The organism is Legionella sp. W05-934-2 (assembly GCF_964199965.1).
Classification (GTDB): Bacteria; Pseudomonadota; Gammaproteobacteria; order Legionellales; family Legionellaceae; genus JAFIFT01.
The window spans coordinates 105,564-129,549 of the sequence record NZ_CAXMZT010000005.1; the positions used below are offsets into that span (position 1 = coordinate 105,564).

The window sequence follows — 23,986 nt, forward strand, 5'->3', positions numbered from 1 at the left end:
ATGAATTTCATGGTAGCAAATTATGAAGCAACAATCACCTAGCGTTGACCATTTTGCAATTTCTTTACAAGATGCATTTAATCCGGCTGATTTTCGCTGGTTTTTCCAAGGACAAGCGATTCATCCCGCGAAGGCAACGGATGAGCGGCTTGTGCGGACGGTAGATATTGATAATGGTAATCAAAGTAAAGCGTTGTTAATGATCCATGGCTATTCCTCTACACCGGCTGTATTTCGCCACTTATACCCTTATTTAACCAACTATGACCGAATCATCATTCCCAGACTCCCAGGCCATGGCCGTTCAATCGCCTCATTTGCCAATAGCAACGCCAGTGAATGGATAGCTTCAGCAGAAGCGTATGCCCTTGATTTGCTGAGCCAATATAAACAGGTCGATATTATGGGATTATCACTCGGGGGATTGATTGCGACGATGTTGAGCCAACGATTACCGTTTAACCACGCTTATCTGTTGGCGCCGGCACTTAATTTAACGGTGAATATTACTTACTCGTTAGCTTTTTCTAAGTTGATGGATTTTATTGGCTTTCATCAATACCGGGCGGCGGCTGGGAGCTTGCATCAAAAGCAACATTTGGAGTTAGCTTATCGACGTTTGCCCATGAATACGGTCAAAGAAATTTTAAATTTAATTAATCATTACGAGCATCATCCATTGCAATGTCCGGCCGACTTATTGCTTGGTGTGCATGATAAAGTGGTACAAAGTGATGATGTGGCACAACGATTTCATCAGGATAACAAAACGACCATCCATTGGTTAGAAAATTCAGGCCATGTGCTTCCGTTAGATGGGGATTTGGCATACATCATCGATTTAGTGAATTCGTAACCATCTCAAGCAAAAACTGCGATACATCCAAACAATAACTTCTATTTGGGGTGCGGAATCTGGGATAGAAGGCTTGTTTTTTAGGGAACTTTCATAACCAATTGTTGATATAACGCTTTTGTCATACGAGCGGTAATCAGCCATCCTCCCTCATCAGGGATGGTTTCTTCTACCACCACGCCGGCTTGATGAAGATTGGCACGGAACCTACCTTGATGGGGCTCAAGACGAAGTTGATAAGTACGTATTTCTCCATACAACATAGTCACTATCGCTTCTAATAATTCCTTAACTCCATCCCCCGTATGGGCTGATAGCCAGACTTTACTGCCTTCCTCATGATGAATCCAATTGGCTTGCATGTTATCGAGGCAATCAATTTTATTAAACACTTGGATAATTGGGATGCTTTCCACTTTGATTTCTTTGAGCACTTCATCCACAGCCTTAGCATGATCGCGCCAATTGGGGTCAGCTAAATCAACCACATGCAATAGTAAAGATGCTTGTTCTGTTTCTTCCAACGTGGCATGAAAGGCATCGATTAATTGGTGGGGGAGATTGCGGATAAAGCCCACCGTATCCGCTAGTATCACGGGTGCCGATCCGGGAATGGAAAGTTTGCGCATGGTGGGATCTAAGGTTGCAAAGAGTTGATCGGCGGCAAATATATTATTCTCGGTCAGTTTGTTAAATAAGGTCGATTTGCCGGCGTTTGTATAGCCAACTAATGAAACCGTTGGCAGATGTGCTTTTTCGCGTGCCTTGCGATTTTGTTCGCGTGTTAAACGGACTTTTGCCAAGCGGCTATTAATGGCTTTGATTCGCTCTTTTAGCAAACGGCGGTCTGTTTCTAATTGGGTTTCTCCAGGACCGCGTAAGCCAATACCCCCTTTTTGGCGCTCCAAGTGAGTCCAGCCACGAATTAATCGGGTGGATAAATGTTGTAATTGCGCTAATTCGACTTGTAATTTCCCTTCAAACGTTCGCGCGCGCTGAGCAAAGATATCGAGAATTAAACCAGACCTGTCGACCACGCGACATTGAAAAAGTTTCTCTAAATTTCGTTCTTGGGGGGCAGATAATTCGTGATTGATGAGGACAAGTTCAGCGCCGGTGGTTTCCACCAATTGCCGGACTTCTTCGGCTTTCCCCGCACCAATAAAAAATTTTGAGTCTGGCACGGCGCGGGAGCCAGTTACTTTGCCAACAATGATTGCGTCTGCCGAAAGGGCTAATTCTTCAAATTCTGACAAAGCAACTGCGGCGTCCAAGTCAGGTAACTTCAACTGCACAAGAATGGCTTTTTCGCCGCCTTTTGGTCTTTCAAACAAAGTACACCACAATCATAATAAATAAGGTGCTTAGTCTGGCATATTTCCGTTTGTTTCTCCAGTGGGAAACGTAATCGGCTTGGACGGAACAATGGTTGAAATGGCATGTTTGTATACCATTTGGGTGATCGAGTTTTTCAGCATGACAACATACTGATCAAACGCGTCAACCACACCATGTAATTTGATGCCATTAACCAAAAAGATGGAGACTTGCACCTTTTCCTTCCTAAGTTCATTTAAGAACGGGTCTTGTAAACAAGGATTTTTCGACATTTTTTATTCTCCTGCCATAGCGATCTTGTCAACATTACGTGCAAATCTGCAAACTCCCCATCATTTTCCATTTCATTTTTGCATCAACGTAACGGTTAACAAGTCCTCCTTTTATTATTATTATTATTTTTACTACTTCCCCATTTCATTAGACCAATCTATATATCTGGCTAAATTACGAAAATCCTATTATCATCAATAACTAGGCCTTTGGCCTAACCTCCATACTATTAGTATAGCAAGCATCTTAAGAGTTGCATGAAAGCAAGAATTCGTTACCATAGAAGAAGGCTATATTTTTATGCCACACAGTTTCTCGCCCATGGAGCTGATAACAATTAAACGACAAGGAGATCGATATGACGGATAATAATCCACAGATACAGGAGTTAGTGAATCAATTCGCTTGCCAAGGCATTATTGATAAATTAAACGATCCTAACAAACAGCAACTATTAAACAATCTGAGCGTTGATGACCAAAACGAGTTGGCTCAAAAAATTGTGATTAATTGGATAGAAAAAGGATTAGAGGTCAAAGAGCTATTAAGCATCAAACGCGATATCCCTGCATCAAAACATGATTCTGAATTGACTGGTTTTAACCGATGCATTCTCCAGGCGGTTAATTTGTTTGCCAATTTTAATGGGTTATTTGATGCAAAGAACCCGCATCCGGAATATATGATCCAAGAACTAACCCCTGAGACGTTTGATGATCTTAATGATATGCCGGCATTAAAAGAGTGCCTTATAAAAAAAATGATCCTGCCAAACATGGATTTCTTAGTCGCTAAAATTAAAGATCCTAAACAACGAAATGAGTTATCAAAAGCCTTTCGTTCAGAATCGTTAATTAACGAATATGTTAATTCAGCCAATGTGGTGAAAGGGTGGGTTGAACTATTAAAAGGCGACAGTCCATGGCGTATATTTGAAGAAAGAGGCTTTAATGCCGATGTGGTATTGGAGCACGCCTCATTAGTTAGTACGATGATAACCGAAGCAGAAGCCATTGACATTGGACAAAAATTGCAAGGAACACCGAAAGAGAAAAGAGAAATGGTGACCCAAGGTTTGCATCTATTGGATGAGGCATTCAAAGGAATTAATCGGATCAATCATTGCGATAATATTTTTACAATCATGAGTGGCGCTTTTGCCATTGTTCGACCAACCCAGCAGGAAATTCTAGCCACAGTTAGTAAGATAATGGGAAATTCCTTTTTTAAATCAGTGCAACCAGAACTATGCGATTCCGCTTCATCTTCCTCTGAGCTTAAACTTTAATGCGGAGTTTAATTTTCGCATAATCAAATTCCCGCATTATGGCATTCGCCTAATGCGGGCTAAATTTAGAAGGGCTTTGTGCAAACCAACAGCTGTTCAAATTCCGAACAATATCTTGCCTCCAATTGAGAAATTTCTTACACGTTTTACATCGTTTGACTTGATGACAGTTCTTACAGCTTATCTATACTGAAAATAACAAAGGATGACACGGATTTGTCTGACAGGAGGTCAAACATACCAGGGACCAGCACATGGATAGGCTTTGCCGCAAGGATGCGGCTTCTTTTTTAGCACACCCGCAACTGTTTCCGGATATGTCGACATTCCTGCTTGCCAAATTACCATATTGTTCTATAATATAACATATTCGTTAAGAATTCCCGCAACCCCCCTTTTCTTGCGGGAAGTTGCCCTTAATCCCCATTAGGGCAATGATCAGGCCCAGTTTATGCTGGGCTTTTTTTTTCTTTAAGGTTACGATAGATTATCGATACATTGTAAGAGGATGATATGAAAGCAATTTTCTGGTTTATGAGTTTGGTTTTGGCGGCGACGGCCTTTGCAGGGCAAGCCGACTTAGGAAAAAAAATATGGGCGCAACAGGCAATTTTGGCAACCTACCAAGTCAGTAATAGCAGTTATATTGCCGATCAGCGGGAAATTGCAAAATATTTTACCGCCGATGCCTGGAAAAAATATTTACAAGTTCTCGAGAAAGTTCAATTTCAACAATTTATCGAAAAGAATAATTATCATTTGGATGCGGTTGCTCTCAAACCGGTTACCTTGAAGCCGCTTGAGCAGGGGTATTGGCAGGCGTCGATGCCAGTTTTAGTACAATATACAAACCCCCAATATAATCAACTGCAAACAGTCGAAGTAACCATACAATTTAAACCCGCCCCATCGGGTCAAGGCGTGTTAGGGTATCAAATGGTTAGCTTTCTTTCCAAAAATATGGATAAACCCTGTCAATGCATGGTTGAAAAGGGAAAAGAAAACCTATCTAGTGACAAACCAACACCCAATGAAGGTAAGTCCTGAATAAACTATTTTAATAGCAATAAAATCACTTCCGTAAGCATGAGTGCGAATAAGACAACCATAATAGCAATGAGTTTTATTGGCACTTTGACATCCAACACGGCCTCTTCGGGTGCAAGCGGATTATAGTGAACAACCACAGGCTGTTCTTTTAAATATGCTTGAGCGATGTCATAGGCAAGTCGCTTTGCCCTTGGTGTTTGAGGTGAATAATGGGCTGTGTCAGCAAAAAAATGCTCGCTTTCATGGGTCTGCCCGTTCACTTGATATTGGTAAGAAATACTAGGCCAGTAGTTTTCATTTTGTTCTTCCATGGTAAAGTGCACCACTTTACCTTCCGTAATTGGCCAGCGGGAAATGTTTTTTAATCGACGGTAGTGATTAAAAAAGAATATGAAAAAAACAATCAAAATGACAATCCATATCAAACTGATAATGGTTGAAGCTAACATTGGATATCCAAAAATAGTTTATACTTAGAACTTGCGCTACTCTAAAAAAACATAATCATCCGACACTTGATTATAATTCTAGCTTAAAACCAGGCGTGATGCGACCATATGCAGCGGCGTTAAAAATTATTCTTGCATCCAATTTGTATTTGCGATACTTTAAAATTTCGTCTCCTAATTAAGGTGGGCTTATGAAAACACGGATTGTATTAACGCTAGTCACTTCATGCGCATTATCATTAAGTCACGCAGCTTCGCGAAACATGATTTGGGGGGAACAGGGTCACGGACCTGATTTATTCCAAAAGAAAGGGAAACACAATAAATTTTCTGTCGTTTCACCACAACAAGATTATCAATTACAACAGTTGCCTTCCGATAACAACGATCATATCCGTTATCAAATTATGTACAAAGGTATCCCTGTTTGGGGGCACCAATTAATTTCACACACACGCTCAGGCAGCAAACCGTTGATGACTGGCATTCAAGTCAGTGGCATCGAAAATGATGTGACATCCATTGAAGGGAAACTAAGCGCTGAAATGGCACAACAGAAGGTAATGTCGGCTTATCAAAACCCTAAGTTGCAGCAAGCTGAAAAGGTGATCTATCTAGATCAAAATAACAAAGCCCATCTTGCGTACCACATCGCATTTTTTGCGGCGAGCACCCAGAAGCCCATCCAGTCGATTAATGCTATTATTGATGCCAATACTGGAGCCATTCTCAAACAGTGGGATGCTGCACGTTCGCAAAAAATTGGTCAGGGGCCAGGTGGAAATTCTTTTCCCCTACCTTATCGGCCAGGCATGTTCCAGCATGGTGATGCGCTACCTGGATTACCATCGCTTGGAAAAGTCGATGTGCAATTACGTGACGGACAGTGTTTTGTAGAAAATGATAATATCAAAGTTTTCAATTTAGCCAATGTTCCGCTTGGCTTTGACGCATTTCCAATTACCACCTTTGCTGAAAAGAAATTAAAACTTCCTGTTTTTTCGTTCCCATGTGAAGAGGGTGGCCTTAATCTTAACTACTCAGATGGTGCGACGGGCCCTGTTAACTATGCGTTTTCACCTGTCAATGATACGATGTATTTTGCGACTGAAACCTTGGAAATGTATCAAAAAGTCTATGGTGTGCCTAAGCCCATCGGCGATGATTTGCCACTTAAAGCTTATACGCATCTCGGTTTGATGGACAATGCCTTTGCTGTGCCCACCATCAAGTTAGGTAGGCTTACGATGGCTCACCAACAAATTGTTATTGGCAACGGAAGTGATATTCTAACCGCGCCAGCACAAACGGTTTTAGCGCATGAGCTATCCCATTTATTCACAGCAGTGAATAGTAATCTCATTTATGATAATCAACCAGGTGCCATTAATGAAGCCTTTTCAGATATGGCAGCAATCGCATTATTAGACTATCTACGCAAAGATTATTCCTGGTATTGGGATGGCGAAGATTGGAGCATAGGGCGTGAGGCAATGATTGGAGGCCTGCAACCTATTCGTTATATGGATGATCCAACGAAAGATGGGATCTCGATTGCTCATATGGATAGTTATGTGGATTCGCTGAATGTTCACCAAACTAGTGGTGTGTTTAATAAAGCGTTCTATAACTTGGCGCATAAACCCAATTACAGTGTTCAAAGGGCGTTTCAATTAATGGTCGATGCTAATAGAAATTATTGGTCACCGATTGCCTATTTTGATTTTGCCGCCTGTGGCGTGATTCAAGCCGCTCATGATCGCCATTGGGACAAGCAAGCGGTTATTGATTCGTTTGCAGAAGTAGGGGTGAAATGCCCGGTACCACCGTTGGATAGGATGTAGTAGGTCGGGCCTTGGCCCGACAAATGTCGGATTCTTTGAACAATATTTCGAGTCGTCGGGCCAAGGCCCGACCTACTTATAGGCTTTTGTCTTCTTCAAACATGATGCTAACGGATTCTTCCACATTGATGCGTTTGATGGCCTGAGCTAACATGTCGGCTAAACTGACAACGCGAATCTTTTTGCATTGGCTTGCTTCTTTGGACAGTGGGATGGTATCAGTCACAACGATTTCGTCAATGACGGATTCTTGGATATTTTCAATCGCATTTCCAGACAATACGGGGTGAGTAACGTAAGCGCGAACACTTGCTGCACCAAATTCTTTGAGCTTTTTAGCTGCTGAGCACATGGTTCCAGCGGTATCAACGATGTCATCAATAATTAAGCAGTTGCGTCCAGCAGGTTCCCCGATAATATGCATCACTTCGGACTTATTGGGACCACTACGGCGCTTATCAATAATGGACATTTCGGCATCATTTAATTTTTTTGCCATGGCTCGTGCCCTGACCACACCACCGACATCGGGAGAAACCACCATTAAATTTTTTAAATTTTGTTGTTTAATGTCATTAAGCAGCACGGGTGTTGCATAGACGTTATCCACTGGCATGTAGAAAAAGCCTTGGATTTGGTCTGCATGAAGATCAACAGTTAAAACGCGACAAATGCCAACGGTTGCCATCATATCAGCAACTACTTTTGCCGTGATAGGTACTCTTGCAGAGCGAACGCGCCTGTCTTGCCTGGCATAGCCAAAATAGGGCATAACTGCTGTGATTCTTCCTGCAGAAGAACGCCGTATTGCATCTGCCATGGTTAGGAGTTCCATCAAGTTATCATTAGCCGGTGCACAGGTGGATTGGACAATGAAAACGTCACGACCTCGGACGTTTTCCAAAATCTCAACCATCGTTTCACCGTCACTGAAGGTGCCAACGTTAGCTTGACCGATGGAAATTTGTAAATGTGAAGCAACTTTTAAGGCGAGTTCGGTATTTGCATTACCGGTAAAGATCATCATTGTTGACATAGTATAGTTACCATACGTCGTTACTAAACACATAGCAGAAGACAGCCAGCAAGATATTATTATTATTTGAAAGCGTAAGCTTATCCTTACGAGTTATCTTCTGCCGTCTGTTCACTTGATGCGCGTCAAGAAAGTGGCTGGGGTGCTAGGATTCGAACCTAGGTATGCAGGGATCAAAACCCTGTGCCTTACCGCTTGGCGACACCCCAAAATAAGAAGCCTCTCATCATCCTGGATGACAGAAGACATCTATGTCAGTGCTGGTTGGTATTTTGCTAAGAATTGATGCGTTTGTCAACGCCTGAATACATTTTTTTGATCTGAAGGCTAACTGCTTTTTAAAATATGTTGTTTAAACAATTAACCTAGGAGAAATGCAAGGTCGGACCGAGGCCCATAGCCCTCAAGCTAAGGGAGGAATAGTCTTAAAAATCGAAGCCCGTATGCAGGCATAGCCGTAATACAGGAACTCAACTGCGCCGAGGTTTATCTCCCGCATTCCGCTTCGCGCATGCGGGCTACAATTATAAAGACTACCCTGCGAATAGTTATACCCGCCAATGTTTGATGATGAATTTAATCGATAATCCGCGACCAGTGAGCTGAATTTTGCTGGGCAAGTCTGTGCCATTGACTGATGTGAAGCTTAAATATTGGATGGAATAACCCGCTTGTTTTAGCATAGTGAGATGGTTATAGGCGTCCCGTTTTGTTGAATCAACAGCACCGGGGGCGGCTAGGCCTCTTACCCAATAGAACAGGTTACTCACAGGCAGCGCAACCCCTGTTTGTTGAAGAAATAATTTATCCGCGCTGTTTGAGCTAAATTTTTTAGGACCATCTTGAATGGTGACAGCGCTTCCCGATTTATTGATGACTAATGCGCCACTTCCAAGTGGTCCTAGCATGCGAATTTGGTATTGACCGCCACCTCGTTGAAGCCAGTTTACGGTCGCAGTAAACGATTTTTTGGGACTTTTGACAGCCATGGCGCCATTTAATTCCCAGCTGGAAACAACCCGGGTTTTTGCTTGTCTTTCTTCAACCGGCATGGGTTTATTTTCGGGTGGTTCAGCAGCCGGTCTTGGTGGTGCGCAGGCAGTGAGGAATGTGCTTATAAATAGGAGGCAAAATAGTTTTTTCATTGGTAATCCCTTCCCGTTAAGTTTGTCAATCATCGGCTAAAAGTTGCATTTGCACTACTTTACGATAGACTAAAAGCATTTTCAATGCTTGAGATAAAACATGACCAATAATATTTCTCATACGGCGATATACCCAGGGACGTTTGACCCATTAACCAATGGCCACTTGGATTTGATTGAACGTGCGGCGGGGCTGTTCCCCAAATTAATTATCGGTGTGGCTAAAAACAAAACAAAGAAACCCTGTTTTTCCCTAGAAAAGCGATTGCAGATGATAAAGCAGGCTACGAGCCATCTCCAGGGCATCGAGGTAATCGGCTTTGATAATCTATTAATTGAATTTGTTAAACAGCATAATGCAACAGTGATTGTCCGAGGCTTAAGAGCGGTGTCGGATTTCGAATATGAGTTTCAGTTAGCCGGAATGAACCGACGATTGGATAAATCCGTTGAAACACTGTTTTTAACACCCGCTGAAAATTACATGTTTATTTCGTCGTCTTTGGTCAGAGAAATAGCAAGTTTGGGTGGCGATATTGGCTCGTTTGTGCCTAAAAATGTTCATTCAGAGTTAATAAAAAAATATCAATAAGGAAATTTGATGAAAAAATGGATAGGGTTAGTAATGGTTTGCTTGGCTAACTTCCAGGTTTTTGCCGATATACCCAAAAAAGAACCGCTAAAACTTGCACAATATCCATCCGGGATGGCCGTTAGTAGTGCCCACCCTTTAGCCACCGAAGCGGGATTAACCATATTAGGGCAAGGTGGTAATGCGTTTGATGCAGCAATTGCGGTGGCTGCGACGTTAGCGGTTGTTGCGCCTTATCATTCCGGACTTGGGGGAGGTGGGTTTTGGTTGATGTATGATGCTAAGAATAAAAAAAACAGTTTTATCGATAGTCGAGAAACGGCGCCCAGCAAAGCAAGTCGCGATATGTATTTGGATAGCAAAGGCAAACCTATTCCCGGGTTATCCATTAATGGGCCGTTAGCGGCAGCGATTCCTGGCGAACCAGCTGCAATCGCTTATGTGGCGAAGCATTATGGCAAACTACCCCTGTCTAAATCCTTGGCGCCAGCCATTGCTTTGGCAGAAAAGGGTTTCAAAGTCGATCATCAATTTGTTTATTTTACTACCATGGGTGACAGGCTCGCTCAATTAAAGCGCTTCCCCTCCACAGCAAGCGTCTTTCTCAACCAGGGACGTCCTTATAAGATAGGTGAGCGCTTAGTGCAGCCAGATCTGGCAAACACATTAAAGCAACTTGCCAAACAAGGCCATGATGGGTTTTATAAAGGCCCTGTCGCCAAACAATTAGTTAAAAGTGTACAGGACTTGGGGGGTATTTGGACTGAAGAAGATTTAGCAAATTATCAGGTAAAAATTCGCGATCCCTTAGTCAGTGCGTACCGAAATATGTTGATTATAACCGCCCCGCCACCCTCTGCAGGGGGTGTTGGTTTAATTACCATGTTAAATATTTTACAAGGCTATTCCTTGCCTGAAATGAATAAGGTGCAATGGATTCATTATTTAACTGAAGCGATGCGATTAGCGTTTTGGCAACGAGATACCTATTTAGCCGACCCCGATTTTCACAAGATACCGTTGTCATTTTTGTTATCTGCTGATAATGCCAAACAATTAAGGCAATTGATTAAACCAGACAGAGCAACTGCTAGTGACACCCTGCCTAAGATGGGCCAGGAAGCAAAAGCAGGCAATACGACCCATATTTCAATTTTGGATAAAGAAGGCAATCGTGTGGCGGCAACGCTCACAGTCAATTACATATTTGGTTCCAGTGTCATCGCGCAAGGCACCGGGGTTCTCCTCAATGATGAAATGGATGATTTTAGTATCAAACCCGGTGTTCACAATGTCTTTGGTTTGGTTGGTAGCGTTGCCAATGCCATTGACCCGGGCAAAAGGCCACTTTCAAGTATGGCGCCAACGTTTTTACTGATGCCCGGACGGGTGGCTATTTGTGGCACACCGGGTGGCAGCCGAATACCGTCAATGATGTTATTAGCTGCTTTGACATTTTATGAAGGGAAAGGGGCAATTACCATGGTATCAAAAATGCGGTTCCATCATCAGTATTTGCCCGATTTTCTTCAATTTGAACCCGAGACGCTAACAAAATCAGAACAAGATGAATTGCGCGGCATGGGGTATGCGTTGATGTCGCTTAATCAATATTATGGCGATATGCAGGCTATTACGTGGGATCAAACGAAAAACTTTATTACCGCAGCAAGTGACCCCAGACACATTGGTCAAGGGGCTGTCGTTGCGGTGAATGATGATAACTATGGTTTCAGCCATTGATGTTAAGCAGGCGCTTTACCGACCTCTTCAATTTTGGTTTCACCGCTTAGCTGGGCAATTTGTTCTCTTACTTGCTCAATTAAGCGGTCTTTATCATCCATACTAAATTGAGAAGCATCCACAGGGGTGCCGATATGTAGCTCGGCTTTGGGGTTAAGTGACAGCCATGCGGAATCAGGTTTCATTATGCTATATGATCCACGAATACCAACGGGGATAATGGTTGCTTTGGCGTTGATGGCAGTGACAAATCCCCCTTTTTTAAATTTCAACAAATGACCTGATCGAGAACGCGTGCCCTCGGGGGCAATCCACATGACAATACCACTTTTCATCAATTTTTGAACTTCAGCGAGATCTTTGACTGCCTGATTATGGTTTTTGCGATCAACAAATAAAAATTCAAGGCGAGTCATGGCGGTGCTTAACACGGGTATGCGAGAAAGTTCTCTTTTTGCAAGCATTCGCATCGATGCTTTGGGAAAAATCATAAAGCTTAGCGGGATATCATAGTTACTACTATGATTACACATGATGATAGTTGGTTGATTTGAATTGATTTCGACATTGTTCGGATTTGAAACCGTATAGTCTATTTTAGCAATGCGAACCATGCTCTTTGCCCATGAAGTGACAATCTTATCGGTCCATTGACGCGGCTGTTTTGAAATCAATTGCCAAAATACCGTCCAAGATGCGTAGTAAGCTGTGGATAACACCGAGGCGGTTATCACATAGAAAGAGTGTAAAATATGACGCATTATTAACACCAAAAGTTCAAATTGTAGTTCGCGACACATTATACTGGAGTACTGTTAAAAATCCAGGTTTATAAGACCTTCTTGAAAAGCCTTCCCATTAAAAGACCTTTTACGTGAACGTTTGCGTTAGCGTCTGCGTTACCGAATGGATCTATGATTGCCAGCCGAATATATGCTAAAAAATTAGGGAGTTTGAAGCTATGTTTCCCGGATTACGGCTGCGCCTTCATCCGGGAATTGGTAGGTGGAAATACTCAAGATGGGGTGTCCATTTTATTGGGTTGGGGATTTTAACCCGGCTTCAATGGATCTGATATCGTTCGCGAGCGTTTCAGCATACAATTGAACCTGCTCCATGGTTTGCCCTTCCACCATCACTCGGATGAGTGGTTCAGTCCCGGATGGGCGTAATAAGACTCGGCCACTGCTACCAATTTCATTTTCTATGCGCAGCAAGGCGTCTTGGGTAGCGGGGAGTTGCATCAAATGCTGGGCATGGTCGGTTCTTAGATTGATTAAATGCTGAGGTAGTAGAGTCAGTTCTTTGCACAGCTGAATTAATGACAATTGTTGTTTAATCATGGCTGCTAACACTTGTAGTGCTGTGATGATGCCATCGCCGGTGGTGGTTTTATCCAAGCAGGCAATATGCCCCGATGGTTCGCCACCAATTTTCCAGTTGTTTTCTTTTAACATCGACATGACATAGCGATCGCCCACTTTGGCTCGCTTAAAAGGAATTTGTTTCTGGGTAAAAGCCTTCTCCAATCCAAAATTGGACATGACTGTGCCGACGATTCCACCTTGCAGATGATTTTTATGTAACCTATCGCAGGCAATAATATAGAGCAGTTGATCACCATTAACGATCTCACCGGCATGGTTAACCATGATGCAGCGATCGCCATCGCCATCGAGGGCTATGCCTACATCTGCTCCATGTTGGAGCACGGCCTGCTGAAGTTGTTCGGGATTGGTGGACCCACATGATTGATTAATATTAAAACCATCGGGCTTATCGCCGATGGTAACCACATCGGCACCTAATTCAGCAAACACGTTGGGGGCGATGTGGTAAGTGGCGCCATTGGCGCAATCCACGACAATTTTCAGCCCATTCAATCGTGTCAGGGACGGAATGGTGGATTTGCAAAATTCAATGTATCGACCAGGCGCATCATTTATCCGAGCCACTTTGCCTAGCTTTGCCGAAGGAACACACTTTAATGGTTGATTAATTTCTGCTTCGATAAGAAGTTCAATGTCGTCATCGAGTTTAGAACCATCGGCAGTGAAAAATTTAATGCCATTATCTTCAAATGGATTGTGAGATGCACTGATAACGATGCCAGCATTGGCTCGTAAGGTTTGCGTGAGATAGGCAATTGCAGGGGTTGGCATAGGACCAAGCAGACGAACATCAACGCCAGCAGCGGATAAACCTGCTTCTAATGCAGATTCAAACATATAGCCTGAAATACGGGTATCTTTGCCGATAATGACTTTTTTGCGATCACCATTTGCCAATACACGGCCAACTGCCCAACCCAGTTTTAAAACAAACTCAGGGTTAATGTGATCGCTGCCAACATGACCACGAATACCATCTGTCCCAAAATATTGTCGTATATTCATCCTTAAACTTCCTTACTCGCTTGTTGCTTGGTGATAGCATCTAACATCGTTATTGCTGCAACGGTTTCGGCGACATCATGAACTCTGATGATCCCTACGCCCTGTAATTGGCTATAGATTGCTATTGCAATGCTCGGTGCAAGTCGGTCTTCTTTAGGACAGCCTGTGACTTCACCAAGGGTACTTTTTCGGGATACTCCCAGTAAAACAGGAAAAGGCATTGCTGTAAATTCTTTTAGATGCTTTATCATTAATAAATTATGCTCAACAGATTTACCAAAACCGAAACCCGGATCGAGGATAATATTTTCTTTTTCAATACCATCATCCAAGCACTCCTGGGCACGATTTTGCAAAAAGTTTTTAATTTCTAGGACCACCCCGTTGGGATAGTGTGGCGCGACTTGCATGGTCTTTGGCTTAGCTTGCATATGCATGATGCACAAGGGAATGTTGGTTGTTGCCAACCATTGGCGTGTCGCCTTATCCGGTAGGCCGGTGATATCGTTAATTAAATTGGCGCCGAACTCAACACATGCCTGCATAACCGAGGTTTTATAGGTATCGACAGAAATTATGATATCACTTTCTTCGCGGATGGCTTTGATGACCGGTAAAATTCGGTCCATTTCATCTTGTGCGGAGACAGTCTTGGCACCTGGCCGAGATGATTCCCCGCCAATATCTAAAATATCAACCCCTTGGGCGATGAGAAGGCGAGCATGTTCAATGGCTTGCTCGCATTTATCGTGTTTTCCGCCGTCATAAAAAGAATCGGGGGTGACATTGACAATACCCATCACTAAAGGCTTGGGCTTCGGTAGGGAGGCATCAAGCAATTGTTGATGCCAAAGTCGATACTGCTGAATGTTCAACTTATGATACCTTGTTGTTTTTAATACCAATATTCCGTTTTAGTAAGCTATCTAATTAGACATCTTCAATAGGCTTACTATTTTTTGGACTATGCGCCCGTTTTCCGCTTGAGTCAGAATCGTCATGGACAACTTTTTTGGGTTCCCAATCTTGTGGAGGAGAGGGTTCCTTGCCTGCCATGATTTCTTTGATTTGAGCCGTATCAATGGTCTCATATTTAATCAAAGCATCTGCCATCAAATGCAATTTATCATTATTTTCCATTAATATTGTTTTAGCATGTTCATAATTACGCTGAATAATTGCTTTGACTTCTTTATCAATGGCTTCGGCTGTTTTATCCGAAAATTCTCGCGTTTGTTGCATTGATCGGCCTAAAAATACTTCCCCTTCCTCTTCGCCAAATGTTAATGGCCCTAATGAGGATAAACCCCAAGAGGTTACCATTTTGCGTGCGATATCGGTTGCACGGGTAATATCGTTTGAAGCGCCGGTTGTCACGCTGTCTTCGCCAAAAATAATTTCTTCAGCAATTCGACCGCCAAATAAACTGGCTAGCTGGCTTTCTAAACGACGTCGACTATGGCTATATCGATCTTGTTCGGGAAGAAACATGGTAACACCCAATGCGCGCCCTCGTGGGATAATGGATACTTTGTAGACGGGATCATGCTCTGGCACGACAAGCCCAACAATGGCATGGCCTGCTTCATGATAAGCCGTCAATTTTTTCTCATTTTCATCCATGACCATTGAGCGGCGCTCAGCACCCATCATGATCTTGTCTTTTGCTGCATCCAATTCTTTCATGCTTACCGTGCGTCGATTTCCTCTTGCGGCAAACAGCGCAGCTTCATTCACTAAATTTGCCAGGTCTGCTCCTGAAAATCCGGGTGTACCACGAGCAATGGCCATGACATCCACTTCTTTTTCCAGAGGGACTTTTTGTAAATGGACTTTCAGAATTTGTTCGCGACCTTTGATGTCGGGCAAAGGAACAACGACTTGTCGGTCAAAGCGGCCAGGACGAAGCAGTGCTGGGTCCAAGACATCGGGTCGGTTGGTGGCTGAAATAACAATGACCCCTTCGTTACCCTCAAAACCGTCCATTTCAACTAAAAGTTGGTTTAAGGTTTGTTCACGCTCATCGTGGCCTCCGCCTAGCCCTGCGCCACGGTGGCGACCCACGGCATCAATTTCATCAATGAAGATAATGCATGGGGCATGTTTCTTTGCTTGATCAAACATATCGCGCACCCTGGAGGCACCAACCCCAACAAACATTTCAACAAAGTCTGAACCTGAGATGGTAAAGAACGGTACTTTGGCTTCCCCAGCAACCGCTTTAGCGAGCAACGTTTTACCTGTTCCTGGCGGGCCAACGAGTAAAACACCACGGGGAATACGTCCACCTAAGTTTTGGAATTTGCTCGGATCACGCAAGAAATCAACCAATTCAACGACTTCTTCTTTTGCTTCTTCAACGCCTGCCACATCTTTAAAGGTGACTTTGACTTGATCCTCACCCATTAATCGTGCTTTTGAACGGCCAAAGGACATAGCACCTCGGCCACTGCCGCCACCCTGCATTTGCCGCATGAAGAAAATCCATACACCAATTAATAGCAGCATGGGGAACCAGTTAATGAATAAATGCAATAACAAACTTTGTTGTTGCTTTTCTTCGCCACTGACGTCGACTTTATTTTTTAACAACTCGCCAAGCAGCGCATCGTCTTTCATCGGCATGTAGGTGACAAAACGACGATTATTTTTAGTCACGCCCTTAACAACCTTATCGCCTTCAATGGTTACAGAACTCACCATGCCTTGACCGACCTCGGTCAAAAATTGGCTATAGGATACTTTTTCAGTTGCGGCGTGCCGGGGGCCAAAGTTGCTAAACACTGAAACAAGCACAATGGCTATGATAAGCCATAAGAATAAATTTTTTGCCATGTCGTTCAAAATAATAACCTCATGGTTGGTCTGTCAGATAACTTACTTTGTGCTTGAAAGTATATATTATTATTCTTATCAAGCGATAGGTTGTTTAACCGTTGCTAAAAAACTACAAAATACTGTCTTAAGAAGGGTCTATGACCCGACATAACGTATTCAAGGAAGTCCGCAAATATTTTATGTCTATTTATAAGTGTAGTCTATTATCCTCATAAATTAACCCATTTTGTATCCCTTTGCCAGCATATAGGTTTCTCTTGATCGGGAACGGGACGCTTTGGGTTTTTTAATAGCGACTTTGCTAAATTGCTGTCGCGCATCTTTAATTAATTGGTCAAATCCTTCACCATGAAAAAGCTTCATTAGCACATTGCCATCCTTTTTTAGTACCTGCGAGCATAAATCGAATGCTAACTCTGCTAACGCCATTGCTCTGGGTATGTCAATCGCGGGATTGCCACTCATATTTGGGGCCATATCCGATAAAATCAAGTCTACACCTTCATTTGGGATATGAGAAAGTAGATTTTGATAGACAAGTTCGTCTTGGAAATCCCCTAGAATAAACGTCACATCGGCTAGCGCATCCATTGGCAGAATATCTAATGCAATGATATTGCCTGTTCCATCAAGTTTTTGACTGACGTACTGAGTCCATCCGCCAGGGGCAGCGCCCAGATCAATCACGGTGATTCCAGGATAAAGCAATGTTTCCTTGTCATCGATTTCGATCAGTTTATAAATTGCTCGGCTGCGATACCCTTCAGCTTGCGCCTGTTTAACATAGGTATCTGAAAAATGTTCCTTAAGCCAGCTTTTTGAGCTTTTTGAACGTCCCATGATGGTAAAAATGGATGAAAAGGTAAATGGTACACAATTACGCTATCTTTTTCTAGCAAAACGTGCAATAATTCGTCATTTATTTGATTGATCAACCTTACCGAAGAGAAACCAGACCATGAAAAGTGATTTTCGCCAACAATTAAAAGCGCGAGCGCATTCTTTAAAACCGGTTGTGTTAATTGGCGATAAAGGTTTAACAGATGCCGTCATTAGTGAAGTTGATCACGCATTAAAGGCACATGAATTAATAAAAGTTAAAATTCGAGGTCAGGAAAAGCAAGACCGCGCCTTGCTGGCAGAGCAAATTTGTCCGGCTGTTGCCGCTGAATTGGTGCAACACATCGGCAATATTTTGGTCTTGTATCGTCAAAATGAAAACGATGATTAATCATCAGCGTTATGCCCATTTAAAATTTACCCTAACATGCTTCCGGTCTGGGGTGCTTGGTTAGCCTTATCCGCACAATCTGCGAGCATACTTAATCCGAAACCGCAAACCAAAGCTGCGCCAACACCAGCAACAATCGATTCGGCAAACGCAAAAGCGGTTGTGCCAATACCGGTTAATCCCGCAAAGATGACTAGCCCCGTCGATAGGCCTATTAACGCAGAAGATAATGCAATGATGAGGTAAAGTGTGCTTTTTGAGCTGAAAATTGTGATCAACAACGAGGCAGAAACGGGGGATGAACTATCCTGCTGGTCTAGCGTATGAATCCCCTCCATCGGTGATGACGGAAACAAGCAGTGAGCTGATGCGTTATCTTTCACTATTTGTTCGATTTTTCGCTAGCACGATGCTCTAACATGGCAACTGCTGGTAAGGTTTTGCCTTCTAAGCATTCCAAAAATGCGCCACCACCCGTTGAAATATAGGAAATCTGATTTTGAATGCCATATTGATCGACGGCTGCTAATGTATCGCCGCCGCCGGCAATGGAAAATGCTTCAGATTCAGCAATGGCGAAGGCTAAAGCGCGTGTACCATAAGCGAATTGTGGAAATTCAAATACGCCAATAGGCCCATTCCATATAATGGTTTTAGCTAATTCAATAATGTCGATATAACGGCCAACTGATTCCGGACCTGCGTCAAATATCATATCGTTACCTGAAATATTGGCTAATGATTTATTAAAAGCGGGGCAGCTTTCGGCAAATTCTTTGCCAACCACGACGTCGACGGGTAAGGTTATTTGGCAATTATTAACTTTGGCAAGCTGTAAGATGTCGGCCGCTTCGCTTAGTAAATTTTCTTCGACCAATGATCGTCCGATTTCAACGCCTTGTGCTTTTAAGAATGTATTAGCGATGCCACCGCCTGGAATCAAGTAATCAACCTGGGTGACGAGTTGGCGAAGCAAGCTTAATTTGGAGGAGACTTTTGCCCCGCCCACGATGGCGACGATGGGCTTTTCAGGCGCTTTTAACGCCGCTTCAATAGCCGTTAATTCTTTCACCAATAAAGGACCTGCGACAGCAATCGGTGCGTAATGAGCAACACCGACAGTAGAGGCTTGAGAACGATGGGCTGTACCAAATGCATCCATGACAAAAATATCGCATAAAGCGGCCATTTTTTTGGATAATTCGACGTCATTTTCTTTCTCACCGGCGTTGAATCGCACGTTTTCGCACAACACGAGTTCGCCGGGATGGACATCGACCCCTTCCAGGTAATCTTTGACAAATCGGACTGGGTAATTGATATGGCTGCTTAGATAGTCAGCAACGGGTTGTAAAGTATATCTTGGATCATACATGCCTTCATTGGGGCGGCCTAAGTGCGACAGAACAATCACCGCAGCCCCATCATCCAGCAAGCGCGTCAATGTGGGTATAGCCGCTTGTAAACGTTGATCACTGGTAATTAAGCCATCTTTGATGGGCACATTGAGATCTTCACGAATGAGAACGCGTTTATTTTTTAAAGAAACATCATCAAGCGTCAGCACCTTCATTGTATTCTCCTTACCGAGACATCATAACCGACGCAACATCCAGCATTCGGTTAGAAAAGCCCCACTCATTGTCATACCATGCTGCGACTTTGACTAATTTACCTAAAACTTTTGTTTGGCTTGCATCAAAAATAGCCGAGGCAGGGTTGTGATTAAAATCAATGGAAACCAAAGGGAGGTCAGTATATTCGAGGATGTCGTTGGCAGCTTGCTTCATGACTTGATTGACTTCTTCTACGGATGTTTCTCGAGAGGCATTAAAGGTTAAATCAACGATTGATACGTTAATAGTTGGTATGCGCATGGCAAAGCCATCCAAACGGCCATTAAGTTCTGGCAAAACCAAACCAACAGCGGCAGCGGCGCCGGTTTTGGTCGGGATGATTGATTGGGTTGCTGATCGCGCACGACGAAGATCTTTATGACAACCATCCAATAACATTTGATCTTTGGTGTAGGCATGAATGGTGTTAATCAAGCCTGTTTCAATACCAATGGCTTTGTGAAGGGGTTTGACAACTGGTGCCAGGCAGTTTGTTGTGCAAGACGCGTTGGAGATAATCGTATGACCACCTGTAATTTGCTCATGGTTCACGCCATAGACGACCGTGGCGTCGACATCTTTTCCGGGTGCTGAAATTAACACTTTCTTTGCCCCCGCATCAATATGCATTTGTGCATCACTGCGGCGAGTGAATTTTCCGGTACACTCAAACACTAAATCAACCTTCATTTCAGCCCAAGGTAAATTTTTGGGATCGCGCTCGGAGGTAATACGAATGGGGTGGCCATCAATGATTAAATCTTGGCCTTGAGATTCAACTTTTCGATTAAAACGCCCATGAGTTGAATCATACTGAGTTAAATGCGCTGTCACTTCCATCCCAGATAAGTCATTGATCGCGACTATCTCAAACTCGTTTAGACGATTATATTCAAAAATTGACCATAAAATGCAGCGACCGATGCGGCCATAGCCATTAATAGCAACACGAATAGCCATGATAATTTCTCCAACTCTTTAGTCTGTTTGTTTGAGTAAGGAAGAGACCTGCTCATTGATGGTTGATTGGGAAAAGCCAAGATAGTTGTATGCGTCTTTGGCTTTTGCAGAAACACCGAAGCGATCTAATCCGATTACTTTACCATCTAATCCAACAAATTGATACCACCAGGCACTGGCGCCAGCCTCAATGGCGACGCGTTTGCGCACACTATTCGGTAATACCGATTGTTGGTAGCTCAAATCTTGAGCTAAAAATTGTTCGCAGCAAGGCATTGAAACCACACGAATGGCATGTTTAGGATGTGCCTTTGCTGCTTCCAATGCTAATTGTACCTCCGAGCCCGTGGCAATGATGATTAATTCAGGTTCTTTATCACAATCTTTTAATATATATCCTCCCCGGTGAATTTGCTGGCTTGTTTCTTTATTAATTTCCAGGGTAGGCAATGTTTGTCGACTCAATAATAAGCCTGATGGGCCTTGATGGCGGGAAATAGCTTGTAACCAGGCAACAGTGGTTTCAACCGTATCCGCGGGCCGCCAAACGTGAAAGTTAGGTGTCATTCGCAACATGGATGCATGTTCAACGGGTTGGTGGGTCGGACCGTCTTCACCTAAGCCAATGGAATCATGGGTTAGGACATAGATAACACGTTGTCGCATCAATGCCGCCAAACGCATGGCGTTTCTTGCATAATCACTAAATACTAAAAATGTGCCACCATAGGGAATAATACCGCCATGAAGGGCAAGACCATTCATAATGGCGGCCATGCCAAATTCACGCACACCATAATATAAATAGTTCCCCTCATCTTCACCACTATTGATAGCAATGCATTTTTTACTGTCGGTATTATTACTGCCAGTCAAATCAGCCGATCCGCCCAGCAATTCAGGTAATTTGGGAACCAAGACATTCAAACAATCTTGCGACGCTTTTCGAGTGGCTTTATCGGTTTGTGATGCAAGTGTCTTATCAAGTAAGCTCTGGCTAAACTCGGACCAATCATCGGGTAAATCACCATTGCTGCGGCGTAAGAATTCTGCATAAAATGCTGGGTATGCCTTCTCATAGTCATGTAATCGCTGTAGCCAAGCATTTTCAATCACACTACCTTGCTCTTTCTGATTCCAACTCTGAGCTATCTCATTGGGAATTTCAAAGGCAGGGTATGGCCAGTGGAGTTTGTCGCGAACGGCTTGGACACCTTCAGCGCCTAAAGGCGCACCATGGGATTTTTCACTCCCAGCGACGGGCGATCCATAGCCAATGGTTGTTTTACAAATAATCAGACTCGGGCGTTGTTGGTCTGCGCGGGCTTGAAGAATCGCTTGTTCAATCGCCGCGGGGTCATGGCCGTCAATGGGTCCAATCACTTGCCAATGATAGCTATGAAAGCGTTGAGCTGTGTCGTCAGTAAACCAGGTATCCACCGGGCCATCAATGGATATGTTATTGTCATCGTAAAATACAATTAATTTGCCTAATTTTAATGTGCCAGCAAGCGAGCATACTTCATGAGAAATGCCTTCCATGAGGCATCCATCACCGGTGAATGCATACGTATAATGATTGACTAGTTCATAACCGGGCCGATTAAATTCGGCGGCCATTTTCCGTTCTGCAATAGCCATTCCCACCGCATTTCCCAATCCTTGCCCTAAGGGTCCTGTGGTGGTTTCAACCCCAGGGCATTCCTCGTATTCGGGATGCCCTGGGGTTTTTGATCCTAATTGACGAAATTGTTTTAAATCGTCGATGGATACACGATAGCCAGTCAAATGCAACAAGGCATACAACAACATCGAACCGTGCCCATTGGAAAGCACAAATCGATCACGGTCATACCAATGAGGGTTCTCGGGGCTGTGTTTGATGAATTTATGCCATAAGACCGTGGCAATATCAGCCATTCCTAGTGGCATGCCGGGATGTCCAGATTGGGCTTTTTCGACGGCATCAATACTTAAAAAACGGATTGCATTGGCTAATTGCTGATGTGAAGGCATAACAAATCGCTCTTGTTGCTTTATAAAAAGCGATATTGTCGCCCAGAAAGAAGGATTTAACAAGGGGAGATGTATACACGGGAAAATTTAATTATCTGCATCAGTTAAATCTCTCTCGTTGTGTGAATGAGAAAATAGTAGCCTCGCCCTTTGGAAAATACTCAAAAATTAAAAGCAATCCCTAACAGAATGGCTTGTTGGGTCGGAATATTAGCTGCTCTCCCCAGATTATTTGCAGGAAGAGGAATCAAAGTTGCATTTATATTAGGGGATTTGCCAAAAATAGCTTGGTAATAAATCATCATAATGATGGTGTCAGATATATTCGAACTCAAGCCTAAATGTAAATCAGGAGACACTTTATTGATGTTGGGAATCGTATCGCGGTCAAATGTCATGGAACGATACGCTATTCCTAACTTTGCAAAGCCAGTAATCCGACCATTTTCAGAAAATCGCTTTGAAAGAGTTGGGAGGAGCTCTATTACAGGTTTAATAGTTGCTAAAATTGGAGTGCCACCCAACGCATCCAATACCTTTTGTTGAACAATGGGCCTCATGTTGAGGCCATTTTGAATTGCCGCTTCCATACCAAAATCAAAACCTTTCATACAAGAGAAGCTGCGATTCAACGCAAGACGTCCCACCCCTGTTGAACCATCTGAACTGACAGCATTAGAGAAGCGAGCATAACCAGCACTTGCAATCAGCATCCAATTTTTAATTCCAGAAGTAAAAGAAAAATTATTTGACCGCACTGTTGTTGTAGTATACTTCCCATCGACATTGATGTCTGTTTGATGCTCAATAGCTAAATTATCAGCACCACCTTTACTGGCCACCAAATTTTTATGATGCTTTCCTGCGCGACGGGTACTCTGCAATTCAGAGACTGTAATTGGTCGTTTTATCACGGAGCGAGAAGCTTTTCTGCCATTTCCATCAAACTCCTGAACAAATTCAACGGACTCGTTTTTACCAATGGTGACAACAATTTTATTTTTCTTTATGACTCCACCCTGGGCTTGCTGATCGACTTGTTCGGTTATGCTTACTCCGGGCGCGCTTAATTTTGCCTGAAAATTGCTATCACCGTTGGAGGTTTTTGTGCTGCTGGCGGTTATATGTTCATTGCTGCCTTGATTTAGAGTAAGTGTATTTTCTAATTTTTGAGACGCCATGCTTTCATTAGCATAACCTGCGGTTATCATTGAAAAAATTAGGCTGCTTAATAATATAAATTTATAAATGGTTGGGACACGAAATTTAAATACTATCATGGGGGTTCCTCATTACTACAAATATCTGGGTTAGG

22 protein-coding genes and 1 tRNA gene are annotated in these 23,986 nt (G+C 43.2%); 7 read left to right on the top strand and 16 right to left on the bottom strand.

The genetic code is table 11. The annotated features are described in order from the left end of the window. Positions 1–22: 22 nt before the first annotated feature. Positions 23–856 carry an alpha/beta hydrolase gene (locus tag AB3348_RS07310; protein WP_367606920.1) on the top strand — a complete coding sequence of 278 codons (834 nt, stop codon included), beginning with the start codon at positions 23–25 and terminating at the stop codon, positions 854–856. Between the two features lie 80 nt (positions 857–936). Here the strand turns inward: AB3348_RS07310 and hflX are convergent, their stop codons facing one another. Both hflX and hfq read right to left on the bottom strand, forming a co-directional pair. Beyond that, on the bottom strand, positions 937–2,190 hold the full coding sequence (hflX, locus tag AB3348_RS07315) for a ribosome rescue GTPase HflX (RefSeq protein ID WP_367606921.1): 1,254 nt from the start codon (positions 2,188–2,190) through the stop codon (positions 937–939). A gap of 30 nt (positions 2,191–2,220) precedes the next feature. Further along, positions 2,221–2,466, bottom strand: a complete 246-nt coding sequence (gene hfq, locus AB3348_RS07320) for an RNA chaperone Hfq (RefSeq protein ID WP_367606922.1) — start codon at positions 2,464–2,466, stop codon at positions 2,221–2,223. A gap of 359 nt (positions 2,467–2,825) precedes the next feature. Between hfq and AB3348_RS07325 the strand changes: the two genes are divergently transcribed. Together AB3348_RS07325 and AB3348_RS07330 are read left to right on the top strand one after the other, a co-directional pair. Beyond that, complete coding sequence (locus AB3348_RS07325) at positions 2,826–3,755, top strand: hypothetical protein (protein WP_367606923.1); 930 nt, start codon at positions 2,826–2,828, stop codon at positions 3,753–3,755. 513 nt (positions 3,756–4,268) lie between these two features. Continuing rightward, the gene (locus tag AB3348_RS07330; protein ID WP_367606924.1) at positions 4,269–4,802 is read left to right on the top strand and encodes a DotI/IcmL/TraM family protein; all 534 of its coding nucleotides are present in this window, start codon (positions 4,269–4,271) and stop codon (positions 4,800–4,802) included. Between the two features lie 5 nt (positions 4,803–4,807). Here AB3348_RS07330 and AB3348_RS07335 read toward each other — a convergent pair whose 3' ends face one another. Next, complete coding sequence (locus AB3348_RS07335) at positions 4,808–5,254, bottom strand: DUF3592 domain-containing protein (RefSeq protein WP_367606925.1); 447 nt, start codon at positions 5,252–5,254, stop codon at positions 4,808–4,810. Positions 5,255–5,445: 191 nt separating this feature from the next. Between AB3348_RS07335 and AB3348_RS07340 the strand changes: the two genes are divergently transcribed. Next, positions 5,446–7,098, top strand: a complete 1,653-nt coding sequence (locus tag AB3348_RS07340; protein ID WP_367606926.1) for a M4 family metallopeptidase — start codon at positions 5,446–5,448, stop codon at positions 7,096–7,098. Between the two features lie 76 nt (positions 7,099–7,174). On the opposite strand, the gene AB3348_RS07345 is transcribed toward AB3348_RS07340, so the two are convergent. From AB3348_RS07345 to lolB, 3 genes are all read right to left on the bottom strand, one after another. After that, complete coding sequence (locus AB3348_RS07345; RefSeq protein ID WP_367606927.1) at positions 7,175–8,134, bottom strand: ribose-phosphate pyrophosphokinase; 960 nt, start codon at positions 8,132–8,134, stop codon at positions 7,175–7,177. Positions 8,135–8,268: 134 nt separating this feature from the next. Beyond that, positions 8,269–8,343, bottom strand: a tRNA-Gln gene (locus tag AB3348_RS07350). Between the two features lie 339 nt (positions 8,344–8,682). After that, on the bottom strand, positions 8,683–9,279 hold the full coding sequence (gene lolB / locus AB3348_RS07355) for a lipoprotein insertase outer membrane protein LolB (protein ID WP_367606928.1): 597 nt from the start codon (positions 9,277–9,279) through the stop codon (positions 8,683–8,685). A gap of 100 nt (positions 9,280–9,379) precedes the next feature. Here lolB and coaD point away from each other — a divergent pair, with 100 nt between their 5' ends. Continuing rightward, entirely contained in the window at positions 9,380–9,871 is a 492-nt protein-coding gene (gene coaD, locus AB3348_RS07360; protein WP_367606929.1) for a pantetheine-phosphate adenylyltransferase, read from the top strand. 9 nt (positions 9,872–9,880) lie between these two features. Then, on the top strand, positions 9,881–11,614 hold the full coding sequence (gene ggt / locus AB3348_RS07365) for a gamma-glutamyltransferase (protein ID WP_367606930.1): 1,734 nt from the start codon (positions 9,881–9,883) through the stop codon (positions 11,612–11,614). 2 nt (positions 11,615–11,616) lie between these two features. Here the strand turns inward: ggt and AB3348_RS07370 are convergent, their stop codons facing one another. The 5 genes from AB3348_RS07370 to rlmE form a co-directional block, all read right to left on the bottom strand. Further along, positions 11,617–12,375: a lysophospholipid acyltransferase family protein gene (locus tag AB3348_RS07370; protein WP_367606931.1), complete on the bottom strand. Its 759-nt coding sequence runs from the start codon at positions 12,373–12,375 to the stop codon at positions 11,617–11,619. 273 nt (positions 12,376–12,648) lie between these two features. Then, a complete protein-coding gene (glmM, locus tag AB3348_RS07375) occupies positions 12,649–14,010 on the bottom strand; it encodes a phosphoglucosamine mutase (RefSeq protein ID WP_367606932.1) in 1,362 nt (453 codons plus the stop codon). Between the two features lie 2 nt (positions 14,011–14,012). After that, positions 14,013–14,885, bottom strand: a complete 873-nt coding sequence (gene folP, locus AB3348_RS07380; RefSeq protein ID WP_367606933.1) for a dihydropteroate synthase — start codon at positions 14,883–14,885, stop codon at positions 14,013–14,015. A 55-nt stretch (positions 14,886–14,940) separates the two neighbouring features. Beyond that, positions 14,941–16,854 carry an ATP-dependent zinc metalloprotease FtsH gene (ftsH, locus tag AB3348_RS07385; protein WP_367606934.1) on the bottom strand — a complete coding sequence of 638 codons (1,914 nt, stop codon included), beginning with the start codon at positions 16,852–16,854 and terminating at the stop codon, positions 14,941–14,943. Between the two features lie 210 nt (positions 16,855–17,064). Continuing rightward, the gene (gene rlmE / locus AB3348_RS07390) at positions 17,065–17,688 is read right to left on the bottom strand and encodes a 23S rRNA (uridine(2552)-2'-O)-methyltransferase RlmE (RefSeq protein WP_367606935.1); all 624 of its coding nucleotides are present in this window, start codon (positions 17,686–17,688) and stop codon (positions 17,065–17,067) included. A 118-nt stretch (positions 17,689–17,806) separates the two neighbouring features. On the opposite strand from rlmE, the gene yhbY reads away from it, so the two are divergent. Continuing rightward, on the top strand, positions 17,807–18,079 hold the full coding sequence (gene yhbY / locus AB3348_RS07395; RefSeq protein WP_367606936.1) for a ribosome assembly RNA-binding protein YhbY: 273 nt from the start codon (positions 17,807–17,809) through the stop codon (positions 18,077–18,079). A gap of 26 nt (positions 18,080–18,105) precedes the next feature. On the opposite strand, the gene AB3348_RS07400 is transcribed toward yhbY, so the two are convergent. The 5 genes from AB3348_RS07400 to AB3348_RS07420 form a co-directional block, all read right to left on the bottom strand. After that, entirely contained in the window at positions 18,106–18,462 is a 357-nt protein-coding gene (locus AB3348_RS07400) for a hypothetical protein (protein WP_367606937.1), read from the bottom strand. After that, entirely contained in the window at positions 18,462–19,652 is a 1,191-nt protein-coding gene (locus AB3348_RS07405) for a phosphoglycerate kinase (protein ID WP_367606938.1), read from the bottom strand. The genes AB3348_RS07400 and AB3348_RS07405 overlap by 1 nt, the downstream gene beginning before the upstream one ends. 10 nt (positions 19,653–19,662) lie before the next feature. Beyond that, entirely contained in the window at positions 19,663–20,655 is a 993-nt protein-coding gene (gene gap / locus AB3348_RS07410) for a type I glyceraldehyde-3-phosphate dehydrogenase (protein ID WP_367606939.1), read from the bottom strand. Positions 20,656–20,673: 18 nt separating this feature from the next. Continuing rightward, the gene (gene tkt, locus AB3348_RS07415) at positions 20,674–22,671 is read right to left on the bottom strand and encodes a transketolase (RefSeq protein WP_367606940.1); all 1,998 of its coding nucleotides are present in this window, start codon (positions 22,669–22,671) and stop codon (positions 20,674–20,676) included. 161 nt (positions 22,672–22,832) lie between these two features. Continuing rightward, a complete protein-coding gene (locus tag AB3348_RS07420) occupies positions 22,833–23,951 on the bottom strand; it encodes a hypothetical protein (RefSeq protein ID WP_367606941.1) in 1,119 nt (372 codons plus the stop codon). Between the last annotated feature and the right edge of the window lie 35 nt (positions 23,952–23,986).

Bases quoted from the DNA above. Each gene is read 5' to 3' on its own strand.
- AB3348_RS07310 (WP_367606920.1), top strand. From the start codon at position 23: ATGAAGCAACAATCACCTAGCGTTGACCATTTTGCAATTTCTTTACAA.
- hfq (WP_367606922.1), bottom strand. From the start codon at position 2,466: ATGTCGAAAAATCCTTGTTTACAAGACCCGTTCTTAAATGAACTTAGG.
- AB3348_RS07325 (WP_367606923.1), top strand. From the start codon at position 2,826: ATGACGGATAATAATCCACAGATACAGGAGTTAGTGAATCAATTCGCT.
- AB3348_RS07330 (WP_367606924.1), top strand. From the start codon at position 4,269: ATGAAAGCAATTTTCTGGTTTATGAGTTTGGTTTTGGCGGCGACGGCC.
- AB3348_RS07335 (WP_367606925.1), bottom strand. From the start codon at position 5,254: ATGTTAGCTTCAACCATTATCAGTTTGATATGGATTGTCATTTTGATT.
- AB3348_RS07340 (WP_367606926.1), top strand. From the start codon at position 5,446: ATGAAAACACGGATTGTATTAACGCTAGTCACTTCATGCGCATTATCA.
- AB3348_RS07345 (WP_367606927.1), bottom strand. From the start codon at position 8,134: ATGTCAACAATGATGATCTTTACCGGTAATGCAAATACCGAACTCGCC.
- lolB (WP_367606928.1), bottom strand. From the start codon at position 9,279: ATGAAAAAACTATTTTGCCTCCTATTTATAAGCACATTCCTCACTGCC.
- coaD (WP_367606929.1), top strand. From the start codon at position 9,380: ATGACCAATAATATTTCTCATACGGCGATATACCCAGGGACGTTTGAC.
- ggt (WP_367606930.1), top strand. From the start codon at position 9,881: ATGAAAAAATGGATAGGGTTAGTAATGGTTTGCTTGGCTAACTTCCAG.
- AB3348_RS07370 (WP_367606931.1), bottom strand. From the start codon at position 12,375: ATGCGTCATATTTTACACTCTTTCTATGTGATAACCGCCTCGGTGTTA.
- glmM (WP_367606932.1), bottom strand. From the start codon at position 14,010: ATGAATATACGACAATATTTTGGGACAGATGGTATTCGTGGTCATGTT.
- rlmE (WP_367606935.1), bottom strand. From the start codon at position 17,688: ATGGGACGTTCAAAAAGCTCAAAAAGCTGGCTTAAGGAACATTTTTCA.
- yhbY (WP_367606936.1), top strand. From the start codon at position 17,807: ATGAAAAGTGATTTTCGCCAACAATTAAAAGCGCGAGCGCATTCTTTA.
- AB3348_RS07405 (WP_367606938.1), bottom strand. From the start codon at position 19,652: ATGAAGGTGCTGACGCTTGATGATGTTTCTTTAAAAAATAAACGCGTT.
- gap (WP_367606939.1), bottom strand. From the start codon at position 20,655: ATGGCTATTCGTGTTGCTATTAATGGCTATGGCCGCATCGGTCGCTGC.
- tkt (WP_367606940.1), bottom strand. From the start codon at position 22,671: ATGCCTTCACATCAGCAATTAGCCAATGCAATCCGTTTTTTAAGTATT.
- AB3348_RS07420 (WP_367606941.1), bottom strand. From the start codon at position 23,951: ATGATAGTATTTAAATTTCGTGTCCCAACCATTTATAAATTTATATTA.